This is a genomic window from Actinokineospora enzanensis DSM 44649 (assembly GCF_000374445.1).
In the GTDB taxonomy this organism is placed as follows: Bacteria; Actinomycetota; Actinomycetes; order Mycobacteriales; family Pseudonocardiaceae; genus Actinokineospora; species Actinokineospora enzanensis.
The window spans coordinates 17,035-40,357 of the sequence record NZ_KB894425.1 but is presented as its reverse complement, the minus strand read 5'-3'; the positions used below and the strand labels follow the sequence as shown (position 1 = coordinate 40,357).

Annotated in this window: 17 protein-coding genes; 10 read left to right on the top strand and 7 right to left on the bottom strand. The window is 70.1% G+C overall.

The window, feature by feature from the left end:
- Positions 1 to 38 precede the first annotated feature (38 nt).
- Both C503_RS0123955 and C503_RS40575 read right to left on the bottom strand, forming a co-directional pair.
- Positions 39 to 1,355, bottom strand: coding sequence for a UDP-glucose dehydrogenase family protein (locus C503_RS0123955; protein ID WP_018684770.1), 1,317 nt, complete (start codon positions 1,353 to 1,355; stop codon positions 39 to 41).
- Positions 1,356 to 1,378: 23 nt separating this feature from the next.
- Entirely contained in the window at positions 1,379 to 2,791 is a 1,413-nt protein-coding gene (locus C503_RS40575; protein WP_018684769.1) for a glycosyltransferase family 4 protein, read from the bottom strand.
- Positions 2,792 to 2,996: 205 nt separating this feature from the next.
- Here C503_RS40575 and C503_RS0123945 point away from each other — a divergent pair, with 205 nt between their 5' ends.
- Both C503_RS0123945 and C503_RS0123940 read left to right on the top strand, forming a co-directional pair.
- A complete protein-coding gene (locus C503_RS0123945; RefSeq protein WP_018684768.1) occupies positions 2,997 to 4,235 on the top strand; it encodes an MFS transporter in 1,239 nt (412 codons plus the stop codon).
- Positions 4,232 to 5,200 carry a TolB family protein gene (locus tag C503_RS0123940; protein ID WP_018684767.1) on the top strand — a complete coding sequence of 323 codons (969 nt, stop codon included), beginning with the start codon at positions 4,232 to 4,234 and terminating at the stop codon, positions 5,198 to 5,200. The genes C503_RS0123945 and C503_RS0123940 overlap by 4 nt, the downstream gene beginning before the upstream one ends.
- A gap of 118 nt (positions 5,201 to 5,318) precedes the next feature.
- Here C503_RS0123940 and C503_RS46155 read toward each other — a convergent pair whose 3' ends face one another.
- The gene (locus C503_RS46155; protein ID WP_169514606.1) at positions 5,319 to 6,398 is read right to left on the bottom strand and encodes a right-handed parallel beta-helix repeat-containing protein; all 1,080 of its coding nucleotides are present in this window, start codon (positions 6,396 to 6,398) and stop codon (positions 5,319 to 5,321) included.
- A gap of 370 nt (positions 6,399 to 6,768) precedes the next feature.
- Here C503_RS46155 and C503_RS0123925 point away from each other — a divergent pair, with 370 nt between their 5' ends.
- From C503_RS0123925 to C503_RS0123890, 8 genes are all read left to right on the top strand, one after another.
- Positions 6,769 to 8,412: a hypothetical protein gene (locus tag C503_RS0123925; protein ID WP_018684764.1), complete on the top strand. Its 1,644-nt coding sequence runs from the start codon at positions 6,769 to 6,771 to the stop codon at positions 8,410 to 8,412.
- A gap of 137 nt (positions 8,413 to 8,549) precedes the next feature.
- Positions 8,550 to 9,713 (top strand): YveK family protein, encoded by a 1,164-nt coding sequence (locus C503_RS0123920; RefSeq protein WP_020608210.1) that lies wholly within the window; start codon positions 8,550 to 8,552, stop codon positions 9,711 to 9,713.
- Positions 9,714 to 9,715: 2 nt separating this feature from the next.
- Positions 9,716 to 11,215 carry an O-antigen ligase family protein gene (locus C503_RS0123915; RefSeq protein ID WP_018684763.1) on the top strand — a complete coding sequence of 500 codons (1,500 nt, stop codon included), beginning with the start codon at positions 9,716 to 9,718 and terminating at the stop codon, positions 11,213 to 11,215.
- Positions 11,212 to 12,720: a lipopolysaccharide biosynthesis protein gene (locus C503_RS40570; protein WP_084477281.1), complete on the top strand. Its 1,509-nt coding sequence runs from the start codon at positions 11,212 to 11,214 to the stop codon at positions 12,718 to 12,720. The genes C503_RS0123915 and C503_RS40570 overlap by 4 nt, the downstream gene beginning before the upstream one ends.
- A 34-nt stretch (positions 12,721 to 12,754) precedes the next feature.
- Complete coding sequence (locus C503_RS0123905; protein ID WP_018684761.1) at positions 12,755 to 13,561, top strand: glycosyltransferase family 2 protein; 807 nt, start codon at positions 12,755 to 12,757, stop codon at positions 13,559 to 13,561.
- Positions 13,562 to 13,654: 93 nt separating this feature from the next.
- Positions 13,655 to 14,539 (top strand): hypothetical protein, encoded by an 885-nt coding sequence (locus C503_RS43535; RefSeq protein WP_018684760.1) that lies wholly within the window; start codon positions 13,655 to 13,657, stop codon positions 14,537 to 14,539.
- A 112-nt stretch (positions 14,540 to 14,651) separates the two neighbouring features.
- Positions 14,652 to 15,149, top strand: a complete 498-nt coding sequence (locus C503_RS0123895) for a SigE family RNA polymerase sigma factor (protein WP_018684759.1) — start codon at positions 14,652 to 14,654, stop codon at positions 15,147 to 15,149.
- Between the two features lie 11 nt (positions 15,150 to 15,160).
- Positions 15,161 to 15,967: a hypothetical protein gene (locus tag C503_RS0123890; protein ID WP_018684758.1), complete on the top strand. Its 807-nt coding sequence runs from the start codon at positions 15,161 to 15,163 to the stop codon at positions 15,965 to 15,967.
- A gap of 85 nt (positions 15,968 to 16,052) precedes the next feature.
- Here C503_RS0123890 and C503_RS0123885 read toward each other — a convergent pair whose 3' ends face one another.
- The 4 genes from C503_RS0123885 to C503_RS0123870 all read right to left on the bottom strand — a co-directional run bounded on the left by C503_RS0123885 (position 16,053) and on the right by C503_RS0123870 (position 23,312).
- Positions 16,053 to 17,096 carry a glycosyltransferase family 2 protein gene (locus C503_RS0123885; RefSeq protein ID WP_018684757.1) on the bottom strand — a complete coding sequence of 348 codons (1,044 nt, stop codon included), beginning with the start codon at positions 17,094 to 17,096 and terminating at the stop codon, positions 16,053 to 16,055.
- Positions 17,097 to 17,130: 34 nt separating this feature from the next.
- On the bottom strand, positions 17,131 to 21,045 hold the full coding sequence (locus C503_RS40560) for a DUF4082 domain-containing protein (protein WP_169514604.1): 3,915 nt from the start codon (positions 21,043 to 21,045) through the stop codon (positions 17,131 to 17,133).
- Positions 21,046 to 21,630: 585 nt separating this feature from the next.
- Positions 21,631 to 22,206, bottom strand: coding sequence for an acyltransferase (locus C503_RS0123875; RefSeq protein ID WP_018684755.1), 576 nt, complete (start codon positions 22,204 to 22,206; stop codon positions 21,631 to 21,633).
- On the bottom strand, positions 22,203 to 23,312 hold the full coding sequence (locus tag C503_RS0123870) for a DegT/DnrJ/EryC1/StrS family aminotransferase (protein WP_018684754.1): 1,110 nt from the start codon (positions 23,310 to 23,312) through the stop codon (positions 22,203 to 22,205). Before C503_RS0123870 ends, C503_RS0123875 begins: the two co-directional genes overlap by 4 nt.
- Positions 23,313 to 23,323 lie beyond the last annotated feature (11 nt).

Sequence of the window (23,323 nt, the reverse complement as noted above, 5' to 3'; positions counted from 1 at the left end):
TTCGTGCGTTTCGTCTCCGAGTATCGACCGAGCCCTGGTCAGGGCTTGCCGATGCCGATCCACTCGAAGCCCGCGCGGCGCGCCACGGCCGGGTCGAGCAGGTTGCGGGTGTCGACGACGATCGCCTTGCTGACCGACTCGGCGAGCCGGGACCAGTCCAGCGAGCGGAACTCGGGCCACTCGGTCAGCACCACGACCGCCTCGGCGTCCTTGGCGGCCTGGTACGGGTCGTCGGTGACGGTGACCGCGGCCAGGTCGGGGTGCCGGGTGTCGGGCCGCAGGGCCGGGTCGTAGCCGACCAGGTCGGCGCCTGCCTGGCGCAGCAGCGCGGCCACCGCGAGGGCGGGCGAGTCGCGCAGGTCGTCGGTGCCCGCCTTGAAGGTCAGCCCGAACAGGGCCAGCCTGCGGTGGGACAGGGAGCCGTTGCGCTTGCCGGTGACGGCGAGCCGGACCTTCTCCACCATGCGCTGGCGCTGGCGGGTGTTGGTGTCGATGGTGGCGCGGATCAGCCGGAACTCGAAGTCGGCCGCGTCGGCGAGCTGGACCATCGCCGAGGTGTCCTTGGGCAGGCAGGAACCGCCCCAGCCCGGACCGGGCTGCAGGAAGGCCTGGCCGATGCGCTTGTCGTAGCCCATGCCCTCGGTGACGTCGGTGATGTTGGCGCCGAGGCGGTCGCAGAGCTCGGCGACGGCGTTGACGTAGGAGAGCTTCATGGCCAGGAAGCAGTTGGCGGCGTACTTGACCAGTTCGGCGCTGGGCGCGTCGGTGAGCACGGTGGGAGCACCGAGCTTGGCGTAGAGCGCGGCGACGCGTTCGGCGGCGTCCTGCTGGCTGCCGCCGACCACGATCCGGTCGGGGTTGAGGAAGTCGTAGACCGCGCTGCCCTCGCGGAGGAACTCCGGGTTGGACACGACCGCGACGTCCGGGCGGTTCAGCAGTTCCTCGGTGCGCTCGGCGGTGCCGACCGGCACGGTGGACTTGTTGACCACCACGCAGTCGACCGGCAGCAGGTCCCGGACCTCCTCGATCACCGACTCGACGATGCTCAGGTCGGCGACGCCGCCGACGCCCATGGGCGTCGGGACGCACAGGAACATGACCTCGGGGCCGTCCTCCGAGTGCCGGAGGGCCGCGGAGGCCCCCAGCACGAAGGTGAGCCTGCCCGCGGCGATGCCCTCGGAGACCAGGTCGGCCAGACCCGGTTCGAGGATGTCGACCTCGCCCCGGGACAGCCGCTTGACCTTGTCGGCGTCCACGTCGGCGCAGACCACGTCGTGGCCGAGGGAGGCCAGGCAGGCCCCAGTGGTCAGGCCGACGTAGCCGGTACCGATGACGGCGATCCGTCGTACGAACATGTACCTCTCCCCTGCGTACGGATTCAGCTCGCCTGCGGCGCCGGGCCGCGCTGCGGCTCCGACTCGTCCTCGGGCGCCATGATGCGAGTCGCGGCGAAGGCGCGCAACGCAGCCTCGTCGCGAAGATCGACCAGCCGGTTGCCCCACTGGTCGGTCAAGGTGTCCGGGTCCGCCGGGTCCGACCTGCGGTCCACGGTCGGCCAGCCGTCCGGGAACGGGCCTGCCGACGGGTAGCCGAGCAGCTCGTCGTAGACGCCGACGTAGGCCTGGGCCTGCGGGCGCCAGTCGAGCACCTGTTCGGCGCGGCGCCTGCCCGTGGTGCCGAGCTGGGCGCGGCGTTCCGGGTCGTCGGCGAGGGCGACCACGGCGTCGGCGAGACCGTCGCTGTCGCCGGGCTCGACGTAGACCGCGCAGTCGCCGCCGGAGACGACGGTCTCGGTGAGGCGGTAGGCCACGACCGGGAGGGCGTAGGCCATGTACTCCATGGTCTTGTTCATGGTCGACACGTCGTTGAGCGGGCTGCGCGGGTCGGGCGACAGGCCGATGGACGCGGCGGACAGGTAGCCTGCGATCTGCTCGGGGCCGACCCGGCCGGTGAACTCGACGTACTCGTCGAGGCCGAGGTCGGTGGACTGACGCTTGAGGTCTTCCAGGCAGTCGCCGAAGCCGAGCAGGACGAAGCGGAAGTCGGTGCGGCCGTGCAGGTGGACGATCCGGTCAGCCGCCTCCAGCACACCGTCGACGCCGTCCTGGGGGCCCATGATGCCCAGGTAGGCGACCAGGTGCCTGCCGCCGCGGCGGAGCGACTCGTCGGCGTAGACCGGGCGCATGGCGGAGGTGTCCGGGCCGGAGCGGACCACGGTGGTGTGCTCGCGCTTGACGCCGCCGCGGCGGATGGCGATGTCCTGATAGGACGTGTTGGTCGAGATGACGCGGTCCGCGGTGCGGAAGGTGCGACGTTCGAGCCACTTGAGGATCGCGAGTTGGAGCTTGCCCGCGAGCTTCTTCGGTTCACCGAATCGGGAGCGGAACACCTCAGGGTTGAGGTCGTGGTGGTCGAAGACGAACTTGACGCCATCGAGCTTCCATGGGAGGGCGAGTGCCCAGTACGTGTCCGGCGGGTTGCAGGCCTGCATCACGTGGAAGCGCGCACGGCGGCGGACCTTCAGGGTCAGCGCGGCGGTGCGCAGCCAGCAGTAGACGAACTCCCACGCGTAGCCCGCCAGGCCGTCGGCCTGCTTGGGCGGGGCGTACTTGTAGAGGTGCACGCCGTCGAGCACGGCGTAGGCGGGGTCGCCGGGGCCCTTGGGGCAGATGACCGACACCTCGTAGCCCGCGGCTCTGAGCGCCTTGCATTCCAACCATACCCGCCGGTCGAGCGGGACGGGCAGGTTCTGCACGATGATCAGGACATGCGGGGCCCTCTGACGGCTCACGGGGACCTCTTCCTGGACGAAAGCAACACTGTCGTATTCGCTCGAACGGGCACTTCGGTTACCGGCCGTGCGGCCAAGCCGGCGGGCGCATGCGAGTACCCACCAAAGATTCGGTCAAGTTCGGCAGCTTGTTACACACCGTGGTCATCTGCCGATACGCAGGACGAGGCGCCGCGGCACGCGGTCTAGCTGCGGAGGTGTTCGGGTGTACGTCGCTTCGACCAGGTCGGGCAAGGAGAATGCGCCGGTCGACGGAGTGCGGACGAGTCGGGTTCCGACCACCGTTTTCCTGTTGGGCACGGTGAGCCTGCTCACAGACATCTCTTCGGAGATGGTGACCGCGTTCATGCCTGTCTATGTGCTGGTCTCCTTGCAGATGACCTATGTCCAGCTGGGGTTGCTGGACGGTCTCTACACCGGCGCGACGGCGCTGCTGCGGCTGGCCGGTGGGTACATCGCGGACCGGGTGCACCGGCACAAGGAGGTCGCGGTCGCGGGGTATGGGCTGTCGGCGGTGATGAAGCTCGCATTCGTGCCGGTGGGGGCCTCGGCGTTGGCGCTGGGCGGGGTGCAGACGCTGGACCGGGCGGGCAAGGGGTTGCGGACTGGGCCGCGGGACGCGCTGATCTCGTTGGTGACGCCGAGCAAGGACCTGGGGACGGCGTTCGGGGTGCACCGGACGATGGACACCATCGGGGCGATGTTCGGGCCGTTGGTGACCTTCGCGCTGCTGTCCTGGGTGACCTACCGACCCGGCCCGATCTTCATGATCAGCTTCTGTTTCGCGGCACTGGGTGTGATCGTGCTGGTGTTCTTCGTGCGTCAGCCTCGGTTGGAGCGGGTGCCGGGGAAGGTCGCCTCGCTGCGGGCGACGGTGGGGCTGCTGCGGGAGAAGCGGATGCGGCGCACGACGATCGCGGCCGGGCTGCTGGGGCTGGCGACGATCTCGGACGCGTTCGTCTTCGTGGTGTTGCAGAAGGTCTCCGGGTTGCCGTCGACGGCGCTGGCGTTGATGCCGGTGGGGACGGCGTTGATGTTCCTGCTCGCGGCCACGCCGATGGGGAAGCTGGCCGACCGGGTGGGGCGGTGGCGAGTGTTCTTCGGCGGGCACGTGCTCCTGCTGGGGGTGTACCTGCTGTTGCTGGGGCCGTTCGGGGGCATCCCGCTGGCGGCCGCGTCGTTGGCGTTGCATGGTCTGTTCTACGCGGCGACCGACGGGGTGCTGATGGCGCACGGGGCGACGTTGGTGCCCGCGCACATGCGCGCGGGTGGGTTGTCGATCGTGCAGACAGGACAGGCGCTCGCGCGGTTCGCCTCGTCGGTGGGGATCGGGCTGCTGCTGCAGAATCTCGCGTTCGGCACCACGGTGCTGCTCGCGGTGGGCGCGCTGACTGCCGCGCTGGTCGGGGTTTATCTGCTCATTCGTCCGGAGGTTTCGCGGTGAGGGACTGGTTGGTGCGGAACCGGATCGTGGTCGGGGTTGTCGCCATGGTCCTGGTGGTCGCCGGTGGGGTCACCTATGTGGTGGCCGAGGTCGGGAACCAGGGGAAGGCCGCGGCGGAGCCGGGGACGGCGAGCAGTACCGGGGTCAGGTTCGTGGACAACGGGGGCGGGCGGAACCTGGTGTCCACAATGGATGCCGCGGGGAACCGGACCACCGGGACCATGCAATGCCTGCGGGTGTACACGGCGGGTGGGACGACGGTGTGCCTGCGGCTGACGTTGCCGGGGGCGTACGAGGCGGCGGTGTTCGACTCGACCGGGGCGCAGCTGCGGACGGTGCCGTTGCCGGGGACGCCGTCGCGGGCGCGGGTGTCGGCGTCGGGGAAGATCGTGTCCTGGACGGTGTTCGTGACCGGGGACTCATACCTGTCGCCGGGTGGGTTCTCCACCCGGACCGGGGTGCTCGACCTGCGGTCGGGGACGCTGACCGAGTCGTTGGAGACGTTCGCCACGTCGATCGACGGGGCGCCGGACAAGCGGCAGAACGAGAACTACTGGGGTGTGACCGTCGCTACAGATGACAACACCTTCTACGCGACGTTGGGGTCCGGCGACAAGACGTGGTTGGTGAAGGGGGATCTGCGGGCGCGGACCATGGTGACCGTGCGGCAGTCCGCGGAGTGCCCGTCGTTGTCGCCGGACCAGACCCGGGTGGCGTACAAGAAGCGCGGTGGGCGGTTGGGCACGTGGCAGTTGTTCGTACTCGACCTGGCATCGGGTAAGGAGATCGAGCTGCCGGGGTCGGACGGCGTGGATGACCAGGCGGCGTGGCTGACCGACTCGGCGCTGGCCTACGCGAAGGTGCAGCAGGGCGGGGAGCCGACGATCTACGAGTCGGCGGCGGATGCCTCGGGGCAACCCCGGGTGCTGGTGCGGGGCGCGTCGTCACCGTCACCGGTGGGCTGAGGCCCGGTCAAGGGCGCTCGGAGCGGCCCAGGGCGGGAGCGGCTGGGGCCTGACAGACAGAGGGCCGCCGTCGCCCGGGGGATGGCGACGGCGGCCTCTGGGGCCCTGGGGGCCAGGGTTACTTCGGCTGGTTCAACTGCTTGTTCGCCAAACTTGTGTTGTTCGCCCATTGCGCGATGGTCGCGCCCTGGTCGACGGTGAACTCGCCGAAGCCGCCCGCGGTCGTACCGAAGTGGTTGTCGGTGATGACCGCGCCGCGGGTGGTGGCACCGATGCGCATGATGTAGCCGCCGCCCGCGAGGTAGTTGCCGATGACCTGGAGGCCACTGGTGGCTTCACCGTCGCTGGTCATGATGAAGACCGCGGCGTTCTGGTGGGTGCCGTCGTAGGCCTTGCCATCCGCGCTGATGTCGATCCGGTTGTAGCGGATGACGGTGTTCGGTCCGCCGTAGGACTGGATGCCGTCATTGTGCGTGTTTTCCGGATATGTCCCGAACCGGCGCAGGTCGTGGATGTAGTTCTGTTCGATAGTGCTGTTGCCGGGGCCGTTCTGGATGCCGTCCGGGGTGCCCGAGATGTCGCACCGGATCACCGTGACCGTGGCGTCGCCGTGGATGGCGCCGTTGCCCCACTTGTCGCCGGGCAGCTGGTCGTCCTTGTAGGTGATCGTGGAGTCGCGGACGTCGACGTGGCCGCTGTTGCCCAGGATCGGGGACCAGCTGTTGTGGTTGCCCTCGATCACCGAGTTGCGAATGGTCAGCGTGCCCTTGCCGCTGTACTCGATGCCGCCCTTGACGTAGACCCCGTCCAGGGTGACGTTGCCACTGAAGCGCAGGGCGCCGGAGTTCCAGGTGGTGCCGGGGGGAGCCGAACCGGGGCCGTCCACGACCTTCAGCTTGGCCCGGTCACCGCGGTAGCCGACCTGGCCTGCCTGGGGGGCGGTGTTCCCGGGGACCGGGCCGCCCGGGGGGGCCACCGTGGGTGGGGCGGGCTGGTTCGTTGGCTTGATGGTCGCCGAGGCGGTGGGCTGCACAGTCGACTCGGTGGCCGATGGAGCACTGGTGGGCGTCTCGGTCGAGGGGGGTGGCACCTCGGTGGGGTCCGGGGAGACCGTGGTCGTGGTGGGGATTGTCGGCGGATGCGGGTTGGGCTTTCCCGCTACGGGCTTGCAGCCCGCGACGAGTACCAGTGCGCTCACGGCCACTCCGGTGGCGATGACGCGGGTGCGCGCCCGTCTCCGGCGGTCATGGCGGTCGGTTAACTCCGCAGACGTCTGATGTCGAGCGGACATGGGATCCGTCAGATCCTTCCGGTTGGCAGTAGTTCGCCCCCGTTGCAGGACAAGGGTTTTCAGGCGTGCGGGGCATCGTGTCGGGGTGTGCCCCGCGAGCCGGGGGCACTCTATGCACATCCACTGCCAGATCACAATGGAGTCACGATCAACTTGGGGCTCATGATTACCAAGAGTGGGGCCCGTCACTCGTCTGGGGGAGGCGACGCTGCGTAACGATTTACCGGACCACACGATCCCTGTTCCGAGCAGTTCTCTTCGGCAACCGGGAGCAGGGATGCGCACAAGCGCCCGACCGACCCCCGCCCCCGGACGGCCCGACGCCGCGCCCGGGACGGGCCAACGACCACCGATCTGGCTCTCCGTCACGCTGCTGGCCTGCGTAATCGCCGCGGTGCGGCTCGGCATGGTCATCTTCTCGCCGTACTCCACCGCGGTCGGCTCGTTCGACGACGACGCCTTCTACTACTTCGGTATCGCGGACCACATCGCGATGGGTGACGGTTCGACGTTCAACGGACTGGACCCGACGAACGGCTATCACCCTCTGTGGCTACTGCTACTCGTTCCGGTCTTTTCGATCACGAACGGTAAGGCGGCCTTGGTTGCTGTGACGCTCGTCTCATCGGCTCTGGCGGTAGCGTCCGGACGGCAGATCGACCGCATCGGGATGCTCACCGGGCGTCCCATCCTGGTCACGCTTTGTGCCACCCCGCTCCTGGTGCTCGGCGCGGCGGGCCCGTCGTTCTGGTTCTCCGGCATGGAGACCGGGCTGCTGCTGTTCATCCTCCTCTGGCTCGGCGCCACCTACCTGCGCACCGACGGCTTCCTGTCCCCCGCCTTCGGCCCGGCCGCCGCCCGCGGCGTCGGCGTGCTGATGGCGCTGGCCGTGCTCGCCCGCCTGGACACCGTGTTCCCCATGGCCGTGCTCGGCGTCGTCGCCGCGGTCACCTGGGCGCGCGCGGGCAGGCCCTGGCTGCGGCTGACGCTCTGGCTCGCCCTGGTCCCGGCCCTGGTCCTGGTCGCCTACGTGGCGATCAACCAGGCTCTGTTCCACACCCCCCTGCCGGTCTCCGGCCAGGCGAAGGCGCTGGGCGGGGGCGGCTTCAACACCGACACCATCAGCCAGTTCCTCAGCTCCCCGGTGCTGTTCGACCAGCGCACCTGGCTCGGCGCCATCGCCCTGCTCGCGGTGGTCGGCGCGCTGCTGGCTCGCGCGACCGGCGGCCTCGGGCTCGCGGCCCGGTTCGGCGCGATCATGCTGACCGGCGGTGTGCTTACCGTGGGTTACTATGCCTTTACCTCTTCTTGGCAGTTGTGGCCCTGGTACTTCTCGTCCGCGCCACTGGCCGTCGCGCTCGCCGGGCCCGCGCTGGTCGCGAAGTGGGCGAAGGCGGCGCAACAGCACAAGCCCGCGCGGCTGGCGCTGGCGGGTGGACTGGCGCTGCTCATGGTGGCGCTCATCGGCGTGAACGCGGCCCGGTCCACCAAGGGCGTCGTGGCCCGGTCGGCGTTCATCGAGGCCGGGCCCGCGGTGGCCGCGCGGATCGACGCCCTCACCCCGGTGGGCGCGCCGATCGCGATGGGCGACCGGGCAGGCAGCATCGGGTACCACCTGCGCAGACCGGTGGTCCACCTGGAGGGGTTGGTCAACTCCGTCGAGTATCTCGACGCTCTCAAGACCGGCCAGGTGCACGAGTTCCTGGCGACCCGCGACGTGGCCCTCTACGCGCGCGGCGACAACGACCCGGGCATACCGGACCCGGAGAACCCCGGTTGCGTGCGGTTCACCGAGCCGCAACAGGGCGGTGGTATCAAGGTCGACATCGTGGTGTGTGAGCGTGACCTGTTGCTCACAACCCCGGTGGGTGACGGCACGTCCTATCGCGTGTGGCGGTATCGGACGAACCTCAACAGGTGATCCCGTCGTTAGGCCGGTCAGCGGTACGGTCAGGCGGGCGGGATCACATGGAGTAACGACTTTTCTGCACAAGCGATGATTCAACAAGTAGGCAGCCGGACCTGTTGCTCGGCGTCACGTCGTGTGTTGGGGCGCAGATGATGGACTTCTTCAAGACCCTCCTCGTACTGCTCAAGCGGTGGTACGTGGCGCTCCCGGTGTTCGCCGTGACGGTCGGCGCCGCCGGGGCGGTGTACGTGGCGATGCCACTGCACTACGAGTCGACCGGCGTGATCGTGCTGACCTCCCCCGCGAGCGGTCCGACCAGCTCGGCGGACAAGGTGAACGGGCAGACGAACCCGCTGCTGGCGTTCGAGAGCAGCCTGTCCATCTCGGCCTCGATCGTGATCCAGAGCATCAACACCCCCGAGGTGGTGAAGTCGCTCGGCGCGGACAAGCCGGACCACACGTTCACCCTGACGGGTGGCTCGGACGGCGGCCCGTTCATCACGATCAAGACCGACAGCGCGTCCGAGGAGGGCGCCCGGCAGCTGGCCATCCAGGTGCTGGACAAGGTCAAGGACGAGCTGTCCAAGCGGCAGCAGGTGCTCGGCGCGCCGCCGAGCACGTTCATCCGGGTGGACGACGTGGTGTCGCCGACCAAGCCGGAGCCGCTGCGCGGCGGCAAGATCAGGGCCGCTGGCGTGGCGCTGGTGCTGGGCCTGATCGCCAGCCTTGGCGCGGTGTACGGGCTGGAGACGTTGCAGCAGCGCAAGCGCAGGCGGGCCGGGCTGGACGACGATGACCTCGACGAGGGCGCCGTCGACCCGGACGAGGACGAGCCGCAGGCCGAGCGCGAGGACGAGCCGGTCCGCGCCGCCGCCGAGCCGGTGCGCCGCCCGGCCGGTCCGCCGCCGAACGCGGCCCGCGCGCCGCAGCCGATGCGCGGTGACTCGCTGTCCGAGCGCACCCAGCGGGTGCGGCCGGTCGGTGCCGCGAACGGCGCGCCGGTGAACGGTGCCAACAGCGGCCAGCTGCCGCCGCCGTCGAACCCGAGCGGTCCGCTCAACCGGCGTCAGGGCCAGGGCAACCGCTCTCCCGAGGAGTACCGGGAGCCCCCGACGGTGCGGGTGCAGAAGCCCACCCAGGTCGCCCAGGCCGCGCCGCCCGCCAAGCCCGCGCCGACCGGTCAGTCAGGTCAGACCAGTCAAACCGGTCAGTCGGGTCAGGCCGGTCAGCAGGCCAAGCCCGCGCCGACCGCACAGCAGCCGAAGCCTGCGACGCCGAAGCCTGCGCAGTCGCCGCAAGAACCGCGTGGCTGACCGTGATCCCCGACTTCGTCGGCGGCAAGGCGGGTACCCCGGTCAAGGCGCGCTCCAAGGCTGACGGCGCGACCGTCGCCTGCGTCTACGCGCTGGCCATGACCGTGATCCCGGCCGCCCTGGTGATCAAGGGCCTGCCCATGTCGCTGGCCCCGGGCGTGGCGATCGGCCTGGCCATGGGCGTGCTGTGGTTCCTCGCCCAGATGGTGACCACGCTGGGCGTGGCCAAGGGCCGCAACGCCGCGCGGATCGCGCTGTTCCTGTTCGTCTGCGCGCAGCTGGCGACCTACGGCTACGCCACCTACGGCTACCTGCCCCCTGACGAGCTGTCCGCGGCCGACCGCACGCTGGTCACGACCATGGCCGTGGTGGCGGTGGGTGTCGCGGTGACCGACGGGGTGCGCGGCCTGGCCAGGATCGACCGGGTGCTCAAGACCATGATCGTGGGCGCCACGTTCATGGCTTTCGTCGGGATCCTGCAGTTCATGGCGGGCCTTGACCTGACCCAGTACCTGATGCTGCCCGGTCTGCGCGCGAACGGCTCGCTGTCGTACGTGCTGGAGCGGTCGAACTTCCGCAGGCCCGCTGGCACCGCCGGGCACCCGATCGAGTTCGGCGTGGTGTGCGCGATGACGGTGCCGCTGGCGCTGCACTACGCGCTGCGCGGGGTGGATCACGGCGGGCAGAAGAAGCGCTGGTGGCTGTGCCTGGCGATCCTGGCGGTGGCCTCGATGCAGTCGCTGTCCCGGTCGGCGGTGCTCGGCCTGGCCATCGCGGCGATCTTCATCATCCCGGCGATGGCGCCCAAGCGCCGGATCAAGGCGCTGTGGGGGATCCTCGGCTTCATGGTGGCCATGCGGGTGATGGTCCCCGGCCTGGTCGGCACCCTGTTGAGCCTGTTCACCAGCATCAGCGTGGACCCGAGCGCGGAGAGCAGGCGCCGGGCGGTGGAGCGGGCGGGCAAGGAGATCCCGCAGCACCTGTGGCTGGGCCGGGGCATGGGCACCTACCTGCCGGAGAAGTACGGCTGGCTGGACAACGAGTACCTGGGCACGCTGGTGCAGAACGGTGCGATCGGCCTGGCTTTGTTGATCTTCATCTACCTGGCGGGCATATACTGCGCCTTCCGCGCCCGGCTGGCCAGCAAGGACCCGCGCATCCGCGACCTCGGTGTGACGCTGGCCGCGTGCATCGCGGTGCCGGGCATCTCCTCGGCGACCTTCGACCTGCTCGGGTTCGCCGTCGCCACCGGCTACACATTCCTGCTGATCGGCCTGGCAGGCGCGCTGTGGCGCACGGTCCAGGAGCAGCCAGGGGGGATTCCGCCACTTCTGCCGCCCAGCACGCAACGGCAGAGGGGGTTGCAGCGACGACAACACCGGGAGTCGGCGGGGGCGGGCAAGGACGCCCCCGGTGACGCCCGCGCCGCGCGGTCGGGCCGGAAGGGTCCCGCCAAGCGGTCCGGATCGGGTCCCAGTGAGAAATCCGAGGTACGAGCGTGAGCTCAGACGCCGTCGAGGCGCCGCAGTCCGCGAGTTCAGAGCCCGCTTCGGTGGGCGGCAAGGTGGGTCGGGGCGCGCTGTGGAGCCTGCTCAACACGGTGGTGTTGCGGCTGGGCACGCTGGTCTCGGGCATCATCCTGGCCCGCCTGCTGAGCCCGGCCGACTATGGCGTGTTCGCCGTGGCGCTGGTCGCGGTGACGCTGTTGCAGGCGTTCAACGAGTTGGGCGTGTCCCTGGCGCTGGTGCGCTGGCAGCGGGACGTGCGGGAGTTCGCGCCGACCGCGATGACGATCGCGGTGGGTACCTCGACCGCGATGTACGCGCTGGTGTTCTTCGGCGCGCCCGCGTTCTGTGAGCTGATGGGCAGCCCGGACGCGGTCGGCGTGGTGCGGGTGCTGTGCCTGGCGGTGATCTTCGACGGGATCGCGGTGGTGCCCGCGGCGATCCTGAACCGGGAGTTCCTGCAGCGCACCCGGTTCCTCTGCGACGCGGCCGCGTTCGTGGTGGTGACCAGCGTGACCATGTCGCTGGCGGTGTCCGGCGCAGGCGCGATGAGCTTCGCGGTTGGCCAGATCGCGGGCAACCTGGTGTCGGTCACCTGCTACCTGGTGCTGTGTCCGGTGAAGGTGCGTCCCGGCTGGCATGGTGAGACGGCCAGGGAGCTGATCCGGTTCGGACTGCCGCTGGCCGCGGCGAGCCTGCTGGTGCTGTCCGTGACCAACGTCGACAAGATCATCATCGGCGGGTTGGCCGACGAGGTGGCGCTGGGCCTGTACGTGATGGCGTTCAACCAGTCGAGCCTGCCGTTGCAGGTGTTCTCCGAGGCCGCCCGGCGGGTGTCGCTGGCCGGGTTCTCCCGGCTGGTGGACGACAAGCGGCAGCTGGAACAGGCGCTCGCGCGCGGGGTCGGCCTGCTGATGGCAGCCGCGATCCCGGTCTGCGCGCTGCTGGCCTGCTACGCGACCCCGCTGCTGCACGCGGTCTACGGCGAGAAGTGGATCCCGGCGGCGGTGGCGTTGCAGGTGCTGGCCGGGCTGGGCCTGGTGCGGATCCTGCTGTTCATCGGCTACGACCTGCTGGTGGCGCTGGACGGCAACCGGGTGCTGATCGGCCTGCAGGCGCTCTGGCTGGGCACGATGGTGCCCGCGCTGCTCGTCGGCACGCACCTCGACGGCATCCGCGGCGCGTCGATCGCCCAGGTGGCGGTGGCCGTGCTGATCGTGCTGCCCGCGTTCGCCGTGGTGATCCGCAGGCGCGGGGTGCGGTTGACGCCGTCGCTGCTGGCCATGCGCAGGCCGGTGATCGGCGGGCTGCTGCTGGTGGCTTCCGCGTTCGCGGTGCACCGCCTGTTCGACGGCATGTGGGCCCAGCTGCTGGTGGGCGCCGCGGCCGCGGCGGCGCTGTACGTGCCGATCGTGTACCCGATGCGGGCCATGCTGCCCGGCCGCGGGAAGGCGGTCGAGCCTGTCGACGTCCCCCAGACGGCCCTCCCCGGCACCGTCTGACCCCGTAAGCAAACCCTGAACCCGAGGTGAGCACGTGACCGCCCCGCTCAAGGACCGCAACGGCGCCTCCGCCGCCGTCCGCCGCGCCCTGCGCGATGCGTTCGGCCTGTGGCCGATGCACGAGGCCAAGAACAAGCTGACGCTCGGCCGCCGGGTGCCGGAGCTGCGCCGGTTCGAGGACGACGAGGTGGCCCGGCTGCGTGCCCAGCTGGGCGAGCGGCCGGAGACCCTGGTCGCCATCGTCATGCCGACCTACAAGCGGCCCGAGCTGCTGGTCGACGCCGTGGAGTCGGCGCTCGCGCAGACCGTCGTCGACCACCAGATCATCGTGGTCGACGACGGCGCCGGGCTGCCCGCGCTCCCCGACGATCCCCGGCTGGCCGCGGTGAGCCTGTCGCGGAACTCCGCCGTGCTGGGGCTGGTCCGCAATGTCGGCATCCGGCTGACCCGCTCGAAGTACCTGGCATTCCTGGACGACGACAACACCTGGCACCCCGACCACCTCAGGCACACCCTGGCCGCGCTCGGCGGCGGTGCCGACCTGGTCTACTCGGCCGTGGAACGCCGCCGCGCCGACGGCACCGTGCTGGACGTGCTGTCCGAGCCGTTCGACCGCAAGACCATGGTGGACGACTCGCCGTACGTGGACTCCAATTCGATCGTGCTGCGCCGCGCCGACGATGTGCTGTTCAGCCGTATCCCGCGGGTGAAGGCGACCCTCCCCAAGGAAGATTGGGAGTTCGTCTACCGGATGTCGCGGACCCGGGTCGTGCAGCACGTGCCCGAGGCGACCGTTCGCTACCTGGTCAACGAGGCCAGCTACTACACCTCCTGGAAATGACGACCCGCGGATAAAACGTGGATAAAGGTGTGCAACCCCCGGCCGGTGCGGGCGCGTGACTAACGCGTACTGACGGTTTACGAGGGGGGTTCCATGCACGACGAGCAGGATCCGGTCGTCACCGATTTGGGTGCGGATACCGACGCGAAGCCGCGCAGGCAGGCGGTGCTCGCGGGCGCGGGTGTCGCGGTGGCCGTGGCCGCCATCGCCGCGGGCGCGGTGTTCCTGCCCGGCCTCGGCAATGCCGCGGGCAGTGCCAACCAGGACAGCGGAAACCAGGACAGCGGCATCCAGGCAGCGGCACCTCGCCACGGCCGGTCGACCGCCGCCTCCACCACCGGCACGTCCACCGGGCCGACATCCACCTCGACCGGCTCGCCCAGTTCGACCGGATCATCCAGTTCGACCGCGAGCTCGGGCGGACCGGGCGAGGAGACCCAGGACGGCAAGACCCAGACCGCCGGGCCGCACGCCCAGCTCGGCGAGCACCTGCTGAACCAGCTGCTCTCCTCGGTGCCCGCGGGCCTCACCTCGCCCGCTGACCTGATGCCCAAGGACGGCCAGCTGACCGGTCCGCTGCGCTACCACCAGGCGTCGAAGGACCTGCCCGGCGCGAACTGGCGGTACCTGGCGCAGATCCCGGTCGGCAAGGACGGCCACTGGGGCAGGCTGCTCGCCGAGGTGCACCACAACGGCACCGACATGACCGGCTGCGAGCTGGCCCGGTCACTGTGGGGGCTGGGCGGCGAGTGCACCACGATCGCGGTCGACGGCAAGCAGGTCGGCGTGGTCACCAAGCCGGGCAATGACGACCGCCTCGACCAGTGGGCGGCCTACCGGTACCCGGACGGCACGGTCGTGTTCATCGCCCAGGCCAAGGAGTACGCCTACAGCGGCCACCCGGCGATCGCCCAGGAGCCGTTCACCGCGGAGCAGCTGGCCAGGCAGGCGGTGGACCCGAAGTTCCGCCTCCGCTGAGAAAGCCGTCCTGAGGGATCCGACCGGGATGGGGTGCCGCCGGGCATCCCATGCAACCCTGGCATCCGTCGCGCGCGTGTGTCACGCGTAGCCACGCGTTCCAGGGGGTTGGATGAAGGGCAAGGACGACGGGTTCGCCGCGTACTTCGCGGCGAAGTCGGGCACCATGCGCGGCACCGCGTACCTGCTGTGCGGTGACTGGCACCGGGCCGAGGACCTGGTGCAGAACGCGTTCATCAAGCTCTACCGCGCCTGGAACAGGATCACCGAGCACGAGAAGCTGGACGCCTACACCCGCCAGATCCTCGTGCGCACCTTCCTCGACGAGACCCGGCGCGGGTTCTTCCGCCGGGAGCAGGTGACCGACGAGCCGATCGACCGGGAGGCCCCGCGCCTCGGCAGCACCGAGGACCGCGTGGTGCTGCTGCAGCTGCTGGCCAAGGTGCCGCCCCGGCAGCGGGCCGCGCTGGTGCTGCGGTTCTGGGAGGACCTGTCGTTGGAGGACACCGCTCAGGCGCTGCGGTGTTCCGTGGGCACGGTGAAGAGCCAGACCTCGCGGGGTCTGGCGAACCTCCGTGCCCTGCTCCCGGCCCCGACCGCGACCTACTGAGGAACAAGGCCATGCACGAACAGGAACTGCGGGTCGCGTTGCGCAACGCGATGGACGCGACGCCGCGGCCGCCGGAGATGAACGTCTCCGAGATGCTCGACGCCGCCCATGTCGACCGCGGGCGCAGACGGTCGACGCTGGCGGGCATCGCCACCGCGGTGGCCGTCGTCCTGATCACGGCGGGCGCGGTGTTCGCCCCGCAGCTGCACACCGTGGCCAGGCAGATCAGCGCGGCCGCAGGCGAGGTGTTCGGCCAGGACGACACCCAGGACGGCAAGACCCAGACCGCCGGGCCGCACGCGGAGCTCGGCGAGCACCTGCTGAACCAGCTGCTGTCCTCGGTGCCGCACGGCCTGATCTCCCCGGACGACCTGGAGCCGACGGACAACCCGGCCAACCGGGGCGGACCGCTGCGCTACCACCAGGCCTCACAGGACCTGCCGAACGGCGGCTGGCGCTACACCGCCGAGATCCCGGTGGGCAAGGACGGCCGCTGGGCCCGGCTGTACGTCGAGGTGGACCACGTCGCCGACAGCAGCACCCTGGCAGGCTGCCAGCTGGCGCAGACGTTCTGGAACGTGGGTTCGGGCGGCTGCATCATGACCCCGGTGGGCGACAAGCAGATCGCCGTGCTGACCGTGGCGGACGGCGATCAGATCGACCAGGTGGCCGCCTACCGCTACCCGGACGGCACCGCGGTCTTCATCGCCCAGGCGAAGCACTTCGCCTACACCGGGTTGACGCCGCTCGGTACGGAGCCGTTCACCCCCGAGCAGCTGGCCGCGCAGGCCGCCGACCCGAAGTTCCGCCTGCGGTAACGGGAACCGGGCATCCAGAACCGACCGACGACGAAGCCGCCGACCGGCGGCTTCGACTATCGAGAAGACTTCCGGGAAGGCGAGATCAGATGCCCTCGCGCTGCCACTTCAGCACGCGCATGTGGTGGCGTACCCGGCGCGCGGGCGCGGTGAGCACCAGCGGCGAGAGGGCCCGCGACCGGCGCGCGCCCAGCCGCTTGCGCAGCTGGAGCGTGTGCCACTCGGGCAGGTTCTCGATGTCGCCGTAGGACTCGCGGGCGAAGTCGACCAGCTCGTCCACCGGGTCGACGTCGGCGCGGCCCTTGTCGTAGGCGCGGCCCGCGCGGCGCAGTGCGTCGCGCGAGAGCACCCGTCGGACCTGGCGGTCCAGCTCGGTCTTGTCCGCCATCGGGTTGTCCGCCCGCGTGGTGACGGCCGTGTAGGCGGCCAGTCGCTGGCGCAGGTCGGCCACCACGGAGGCGTAGTAGGCCGCGGACATGTTCTGGCCGTGCACGCGGTAGTAGGCCTGGTCGACGCCGCGCAGGTAGCCGACGTCATGGTGCAGGGCGAACCGCATCCACATCTCGATGTCGCCGGTGTGCCGCAGCTCGGGGTCGTACCCGCCGAGCCGCTGCTGCACCGAGGTGCGGACCACCACCTCGGGGGAGGTGATGCAGCCGTCCCCGAGCGCGAACCGGCGACGCAGCCAGGACTGTCCCTTGTAGACAGTCCAGCCCTTGTCCTCGGTCCGCGCGGGCGGCAGCGGGTCGCTGCCGTCCCAGTGCAGCGGGCGGCCGTAGACGAACCCGACCTCCGGGTGCGCGTCCATCAGGCGCGTGGCCCTCCGGAGCGCACCCGGGGTCAGGGCGTCGTCGGCGGACAGGAGAGCGCAGTAGTCCGCGCTCGCCCACTCCAGCAGGCCCTCGTTGTAGGTGGCGATGTGTCCCTTGTTCTGCTTGTGCTCACGCACGGTGACCCGGCTGTCCTGTTCGGACAGCCTGCGGGCCACGTCGGCGCTTCCGTCACCGGAGCAGTCGTCGATCACCAGCACCCGGACATCCACATCCGGCTGGTCGAGCACGCTGCGCACGGCGATCGGCAGTACCGACCCGTACCGGTAGCACGGGATCACCACATCCACGCTGGCCACTGGATTGCCCCCTTGCTCGCTTAGATCGGACGTGTCACGTCAGACTCGTCGCGAACACTGCGTCGACCCAGTAGTTCGTTCCGTTACCGGAACCGGTCGGGAACGCACCACCCGTGCCGTAGCGGTACACCCCGTTGGGTGCGGCCTCCGTGGTCGCGGGCGCGGTGAGCGGCCCGTTCGTCCGGTTGTCGCCGAAGTACTGCTGGGTGTAGCCGTAGTGGCCCGTGGAGCCCCAGTAGGAGACCACGTAGGTGGTACCGGCGGTCACCTGGACCGGCGTCGAGAAGGTCAGCGTCTGCCACCCGCTGCCGGTCTCGTTGGTGAAGTTCCCGGTGGCCAGCTGGGCCCCGGTGTTGCTCCACAGCGTGCCGGTGTGCGTGCCGTTGTCGTCCGCGCCCTTGTAGAAGCGGACACCGGTGATCCACCCGTTCTGGCTCGGGGTGATCCGCATGCCCAGCTCCACCGCCGCGTCGACCGTGGTGGTCTCCGGGGCGTCGGTCGGCCGGAACAGCGTGCACGGGCACTGGCCCGCGGCCGCGGTGGTGAACGACCAGGTGTACGGGGCGGCCATCTGGTTGCCCCAGGCGTCCGCGGCCCGCACGCTCGCGGTGAACTGGCTGGTGCCCGCGAGCGCCGAGGTCGAGGCGAAGGTGACGCTGCGGTTGTCCGCCGCGACGTGCGGCGTGCCCGCGACCGTGCCAGCACCCTGCTGGGTGAGCGTGAACTGCAACGTGGCCGGGTTGATGGCCTCGGAGAAGTTCACCGTGATCCCGGAGCCGGTCGGCACGCTGGTCGCGTTGCCCGCCGGGCTGGTGGAGCTCACCGACGGCGGGGTGCTGTCCGCGCCCGCGGTGTCGATGACCGGGTCGACCCAGTAGTTGTTCGAGTTGTAGGTGCTGTTCGGGAAGCCGCCGCCGTAGACGTACACGCCGTTGCCGTTGGCCGCGGGCGAGCTGGGCGCGGTGAGCACACCGCGACCGGCACCCGTGCTGGCGAAGTACCCGTTGTCGACCGAGTAGTGCCCGCTCGGCGCGAGGTACGAGGCGGTGTAGGTCTGGCCCGCCTGCAGCTGCACCGGGGTGGTGAAGGTCAGCGTCTGCCAGCCGGAGGCCGTCTCGTTGGCGAAGGTGCCGGTGGCGATCCGCTGGCCGTTGCTGGACCAGATGGAGCCGGTGTGCGTGCCGGTGTTGTTGAAGTTCTTGTAGAACCGCACGCCGGTCGCCTTGGCGCTGGCGCCCACGGTGAACTTCACGCCCAGCTCGACGCTGCTGGCGTCACCGGAGTCCGCGGTGGCCGGGGTCCGTGAACCGAACAGGTTGCACGGGCACGGCTGCAGTGTGGTGCCGGTGGTGAAGCTCCACGTCTTGGCGCTGGTCAGCGAGTTGCCGAAGCCGTCCGTGGCGTTCAACGTCACGTTGTGCACGGTGTTCGCGGGCAGCAGGTCGGCGGGCGTGAACGTGACCTTCTTGTCGTCCACGCTGACCGAGCCCGCGACCGGGGTGCCGTTGGCCTGGACGGTGATGTTCACGCTCGCCGGGTCGACCGACTCGTTGAACGTCGCGGTGATGCTGCCGTCCAGGTAGGCGCCGGTGCCGCCGGAGGTGGGCGAGGTCGCCGTCACGGTCGGCGGGGTGTTGTCGGCCGTGTCGGTGGTGATGACCGGGTCCACCCAGTAGTTGCCGCCGTTGTACGAGCTGTTGGGGAAGCCCGTGCCGTAGCGGAACACGCCGTTGCCGCCCGGGGTGTTGCCGGTCGCGGGCGCGGTCAGCGGGACGATGCCCGCTCCCTTGCCGTTGAAGTAACCGGCGTCCACCGAGTAGTGGCCGTTGGGCGCGTAGTACGAGGCGACGTAGGTCTGGCCCGCGCGGATCTGCACCGGGGTGCTGAAGTTCAGCGTCTGCCAGCCGGAGCCGGACTCGCCGCTGAAGGTGCCGGTGGCCAGCTGCTGGCCCGCCGAGCTCCAGATCGAGCCGGTGTGCGAGCCGGTGTTGGTGGTCGCCTTGTAGAAACGGACACCGGTGACGGTCGCGTTCACCGAGGTGGTGAACTTGGTGCCGACCTCGATCGGGGCGGCGTCGCTGCCGTCCACCACGGTCGGCGTCTGGGTGCCGAAGATGGTGCACGGGCACTGCTGGGCGCCCACGGTCACCGGGCGGCTGACGGTGGCGCCGAGGGTGGCACCGTCGTCGGACGCGCGGACCTGGATGGTGACCGAGCCGAGCGTGCTCGGCGTCCAGGCGTAGGACCAGCTGTCCAGGCCGGTGGCGCGGTGGAAGGTGGCGCCGCCGTCGACGGACACCTCGACCGAGCCCACCTTGCCGCCGCCCGCGTCGACCGCGGTGCCGGTGATGGTGCGCGGGGTGCCCGCCGGGACGGTGCTGCCCGCCGCCGGGGAGGTGATGGTGACGGTCGGGCCGACGGTGTCGGTCGACTTGGTCGCCGCGATCATGCCGGACATCAGCGTCTTGGGCTGGGCGCCCATGTCGGCGAGCAGGTTCACCGTCGCCTGCTGCATGGCCAGGCTGGTCGGCGCGGACGTCGGGGCGCCCGCCGGGAAGGTGTGGTCGGCGTCCAGGCCCCACGACCACTGCACGGTGGCCGCGCTGAACACCAGCGCCTTGCTGGCCGGGTCGCGGTAGAGCACGAGCTTGTGGTTGGCCGGGCCCGCGCCGTAGAGGTAGCCGTAGTCGAGCAGCAGCTGGCCGTCGGCGACGTTCACCGTGGTGTCCGACAGCGGGACCGAGCCCGCCGGGCGGAAGCCGTTGTCCGGGTCGCCGTCCCACTCGTAGCCCAGGGTGCCCGCGGGCAGCGTGGTCGTGGTGGTGGCGGTGGCGATGGAGGTGTTGCGCCAGAACCGGTTGCGGCCGTAGGAGGCCGGGACCTGGATGGCGTCGGCGCGGTAGCCGTTGACGTTGAACAGGGTGCCGACCAGCGCGTTCTCCGGCCTGCCGCCGTCCGATGGCGGGGACGAGCGCGGATCACGCCAGGTGCCGGTCCAGGCCGGGTTCGGGTCGATCTTCTGGCCGCCCGGCGCCTTGGTCTCCTTGTAGCAGACCAGGGTGCGCAGCGGGGTGTTGCTGCCGTCGATCGAGTTCTCGAACCGGGTCTTCCAGAACATGGTGTTGCCGGTGGAGAAGAACAGGTTCACCCCGGCCGCCTTGGCGGACTCGATGCCCGCCCGCTGCGTGGCGTTGACGTACTCGTCGTGGCCCGAGGAGATGTAGACCTTGTGGTTCTTGAGCAGGTTCGGGTTCCGGGTGATGTCGACCCCGGACAGATAGGTCACGTCGTACCCGTTGCGCTCCAGGAACCGGATCATCGGGTACTCGGCGTTGAGGTAGTTCGCGGTGCCGCCGTTGCGGTACGGCCGGTTGTAGCTGACCTTGTACGCGCGGCCGTCGGAGGAGCCGCTGAACCCGCCCTCGTAGAGGTTGAACTCGTTGACGTTCTCGCGGTCGCCGTACTTGTTGTAGGCCTGCCAGGTCTGGTCGGAGGTCTGCACGACGATGTCGGAGGTCGACGAGTCGTTGCGGACCACGAACGGGAACTGGGAGGCACCCGGCGTGCCGTCGTTGCGGATGAAGTTCGCGACGTAGAAACCGGGCACCGCGGTGGTCGGCACGTTCCAGCTCGCCGAGACGCCCCAGTTGCCGCAGTCGACCAGACCGGTGTTGTTGTCATAGGCGCACTGCGGCTGGGTCTGCGGCAGGTGGACCGACGGCATGACGGTCTGCTGCAGACGGCCACCGGTGCCGCCGAGGTAGTAGCCGAGACGCACGATGTCGATCTCGTAGTTCGTGCTGGGCGTCTTGACCTTGAAGTCGAGCTTCTCGCCGGGCTGCACACTCGGCGCGGTTCCGTAGCCCTCGATATCCCCGTAGGGACTCTCGACGAACCAGTCGTCGCGCGGCGTGCCCTCCTTCGAGTTCTCGCAGACGATGGGGTTCACCGGTGCGTCGCAGGGACCGGCGCTGGCCGGCGTGGCGACGAGTACGGGGAGCCCGACGACTATCACTATTCCTGCGAGGGCAGCGCGCACCGAGCGCCCCACCCACCCCCGACCGCGTGCGTCCTGCGTCGCACGGTCCATCCGAGCCTCCACGGTAGGTAACCGTATGTAGGGATAAAACATCGAGTTGGCACCGAATAGGGGACGCGCGACAGGGCCCGCGGTTCCTATTTACCTCCCCATCGTTACACGTGTCGGCCCTGTTACCCCAGTCGGCCGATGTCGGACGGGTAACGGATCGGTGACTGTCCATGCCGGACTCCAGGCATTGGGTAAACCCATTGCCCTCCGTAGTCGGCGAGCCACCGCCTGACGTGCGTGGTTACCTCTGAACGGGGTTCACTTATCGCTACCTATACCGCGTAATTAGGTGCCCATGGTCATTGGGAGCGCTGCCCGGGTGAGCGCGGTCACCAAGCAACAGCGGCCGGTCGGGGGAAAGGGCACTACCGGATGATCAGAGTCGGTGAATAACCCAAACGGCCGCCGATTCGCATCGGCGGCCGTCAGGGAAAACATGAAAAACTAGGCTCGGGTCAACCCTTCACCATCCGAGACCAACGCGAAGTCCAAGCCGCAGGCCGCGCAGTGCAGCCCGTCGTGCAGCCGCTCGCCGCATTCGCAGACCCAGCCCTTCGGCCGGGCCGGGTTGCCCGCGACGAAGGCGTGCGCGGGGACGCTCCTGGTCACCACCGAGCCAGCCGCCGCGAACGCGTAGCGGCCGATCTCCACCCCGCACACCACGACCGTGCCCGCGCCAAGCGAGGCGCCCTGCCGCACGACCGTGTCGACCAGCTCCCCCGGGCCCTTGCGGATCGCCGCACGCGGCCGGAAGTCGTTGGTGAACAGCACATTCGGGCCCAGGAAGACCTCGTCCTCACAGGTGACCCCGGCGAACACCAGGGTGCCGTTCTTCACCGTGACCCGGTCGCCCAGGACCGCGCCGGTCTCCACGAACGCGCCGTCGCAGATGTTGCAGTCGCGGCCGACCCGGGCGCCCGGCAGCACGTGCGCGAACGCCCACACCCGAGTGCCCTCGCCGACCTCGTCGCTCTCGCAGAGGCCCTTCTCGTGGACGAACACACCCGCGACGGTGGTCACGCGCGCACCGCGTCCGACAGCACCGACACGACCCGCTGCTGCTGCGCCTCGGTGATCTCCGGGAACAGCGGCAGCGACAGGATCTCGCCGGTGACCAATTCACTGTTCGGGAACGCGCCGACGCCCTGACCGAGGTCGGCGAACGCCCCGGTGAGGTGCAGCGGGGTCGGGTAGTGGATGCCCGCGCCGATGCCCTCGGCGTGCAGCTTGCCCAGCACGGTGTCCCGGTCGGCGACCCGGACCACGTACAGGTGCCACACCGGCACGTTGCCCTCGGCCACCACCGGGGTGACCACGGCGTCCAGCCCGGCCAGCAACGCGGTGTAGCGGTCGGCGGCGGCGCGGCGGGCGGCGTTCCAGTCCGCGAGCCTGCGCAGCTTCGCCGACAGCACGACCGCCTGCAGCGTGTCCAGCCGCGAGTTGAAGCCCAGCACCGGGTGCTCGTACTTGCGCGGCGAGCCGTGCGCGCCGAGCAGCCGGACCCGCTCGGCCAGGTCGGCCCGGGAGGTGGTGACCGCGCCCGCGTCGCCGTAGGCGCCCAGGTTCTTGCCGGGGTAGAAGCTGGTGGCGGCGATGTCGCCGAAGGAGCCCGCGGTCTGCCCGTGCCGGGTGGCGCCCTGCGACTGGGCGGCGTCCTCCAGGATGGCGACGTTGGCAGGCAGCAGCGCGCGCAGCTTCTCGATCGGCGCGACCTGGCCGTAGAGGTCGACCGGCAGCACCGCGCGGGTGCGGGTGGTGACCGCGGCCGCGGCGGCCTCGGGGTCGATCAGCATGGTGTCGGCGTCGCAGTCGACCAGGACCGGGGTGGCGCCGGTGCGGGCGACCGCCTCGGCGGTGGCGATGAAGGTGTTGGCCGGGACCACGCACTCGTCGCCGGGGCCGATGTCCAGCGCGCGCAGCGCCAGCTCCAGCGCGTCGGTGCCGTTGCCGACGCCGACGCAGTGCTCGACGCCCGCGAACGCGGCGTACTCGGCCTCGAACGCGGCGACCTGCGGGCCGCCCACGAACGCGGTCCTGGCCAGCACGGCAGCCCAGCCCTCGGCCACCTCCTCGGCCACGGCGGCGTGCTGGGCGGCCAGGTCGACCAGGGGGATGTTGCCGGTCATGCCTTCTCCTC

Bases quoted from the DNA above. Each gene is read 5' to 3' on its own strand.
- C503_RS0123870 (WP_018684754.1), bottom strand. From the start codon at position 23,312: ATGACCGGCAACATCCCCCTGGTCGACCTGGCCGCCCAGCACGCCGCC.
- C503_RS0123955 (WP_018684770.1), bottom strand. From the start codon at position 1,355: ATGTTCGTACGACGGATCGCCGTCATCGGTACCGGCTACGTCGGCCTG.
- C503_RS43535 (WP_018684760.1), top strand. From the start codon at position 13,655: ATGCACGACGAGCAGGATCCGGTCGTCACCGATTTGGGTGCGGATACC.
- C503_RS0123925 (WP_018684764.1), top strand. From the start codon at position 6,769: ATGCGCACAAGCGCCCGACCGACCCCCGCCCCCGGACGGCCCGACGCC.
- C503_RS0123920 (WP_020608210.1), top strand. From the start codon at position 8,550: ATGATGGACTTCTTCAAGACCCTCCTCGTACTGCTCAAGCGGTGGTAC.
- C503_RS0123895 (WP_018684759.1), top strand. From the start codon at position 14,652: ATGAAGGGCAAGGACGACGGGTTCGCCGCGTACTTCGCGGCGAAGTCG.
- C503_RS0123890 (WP_018684758.1), top strand. From the start codon at position 15,161: ATGCACGAACAGGAACTGCGGGTCGCGTTGCGCAACGCGATGGACGCG.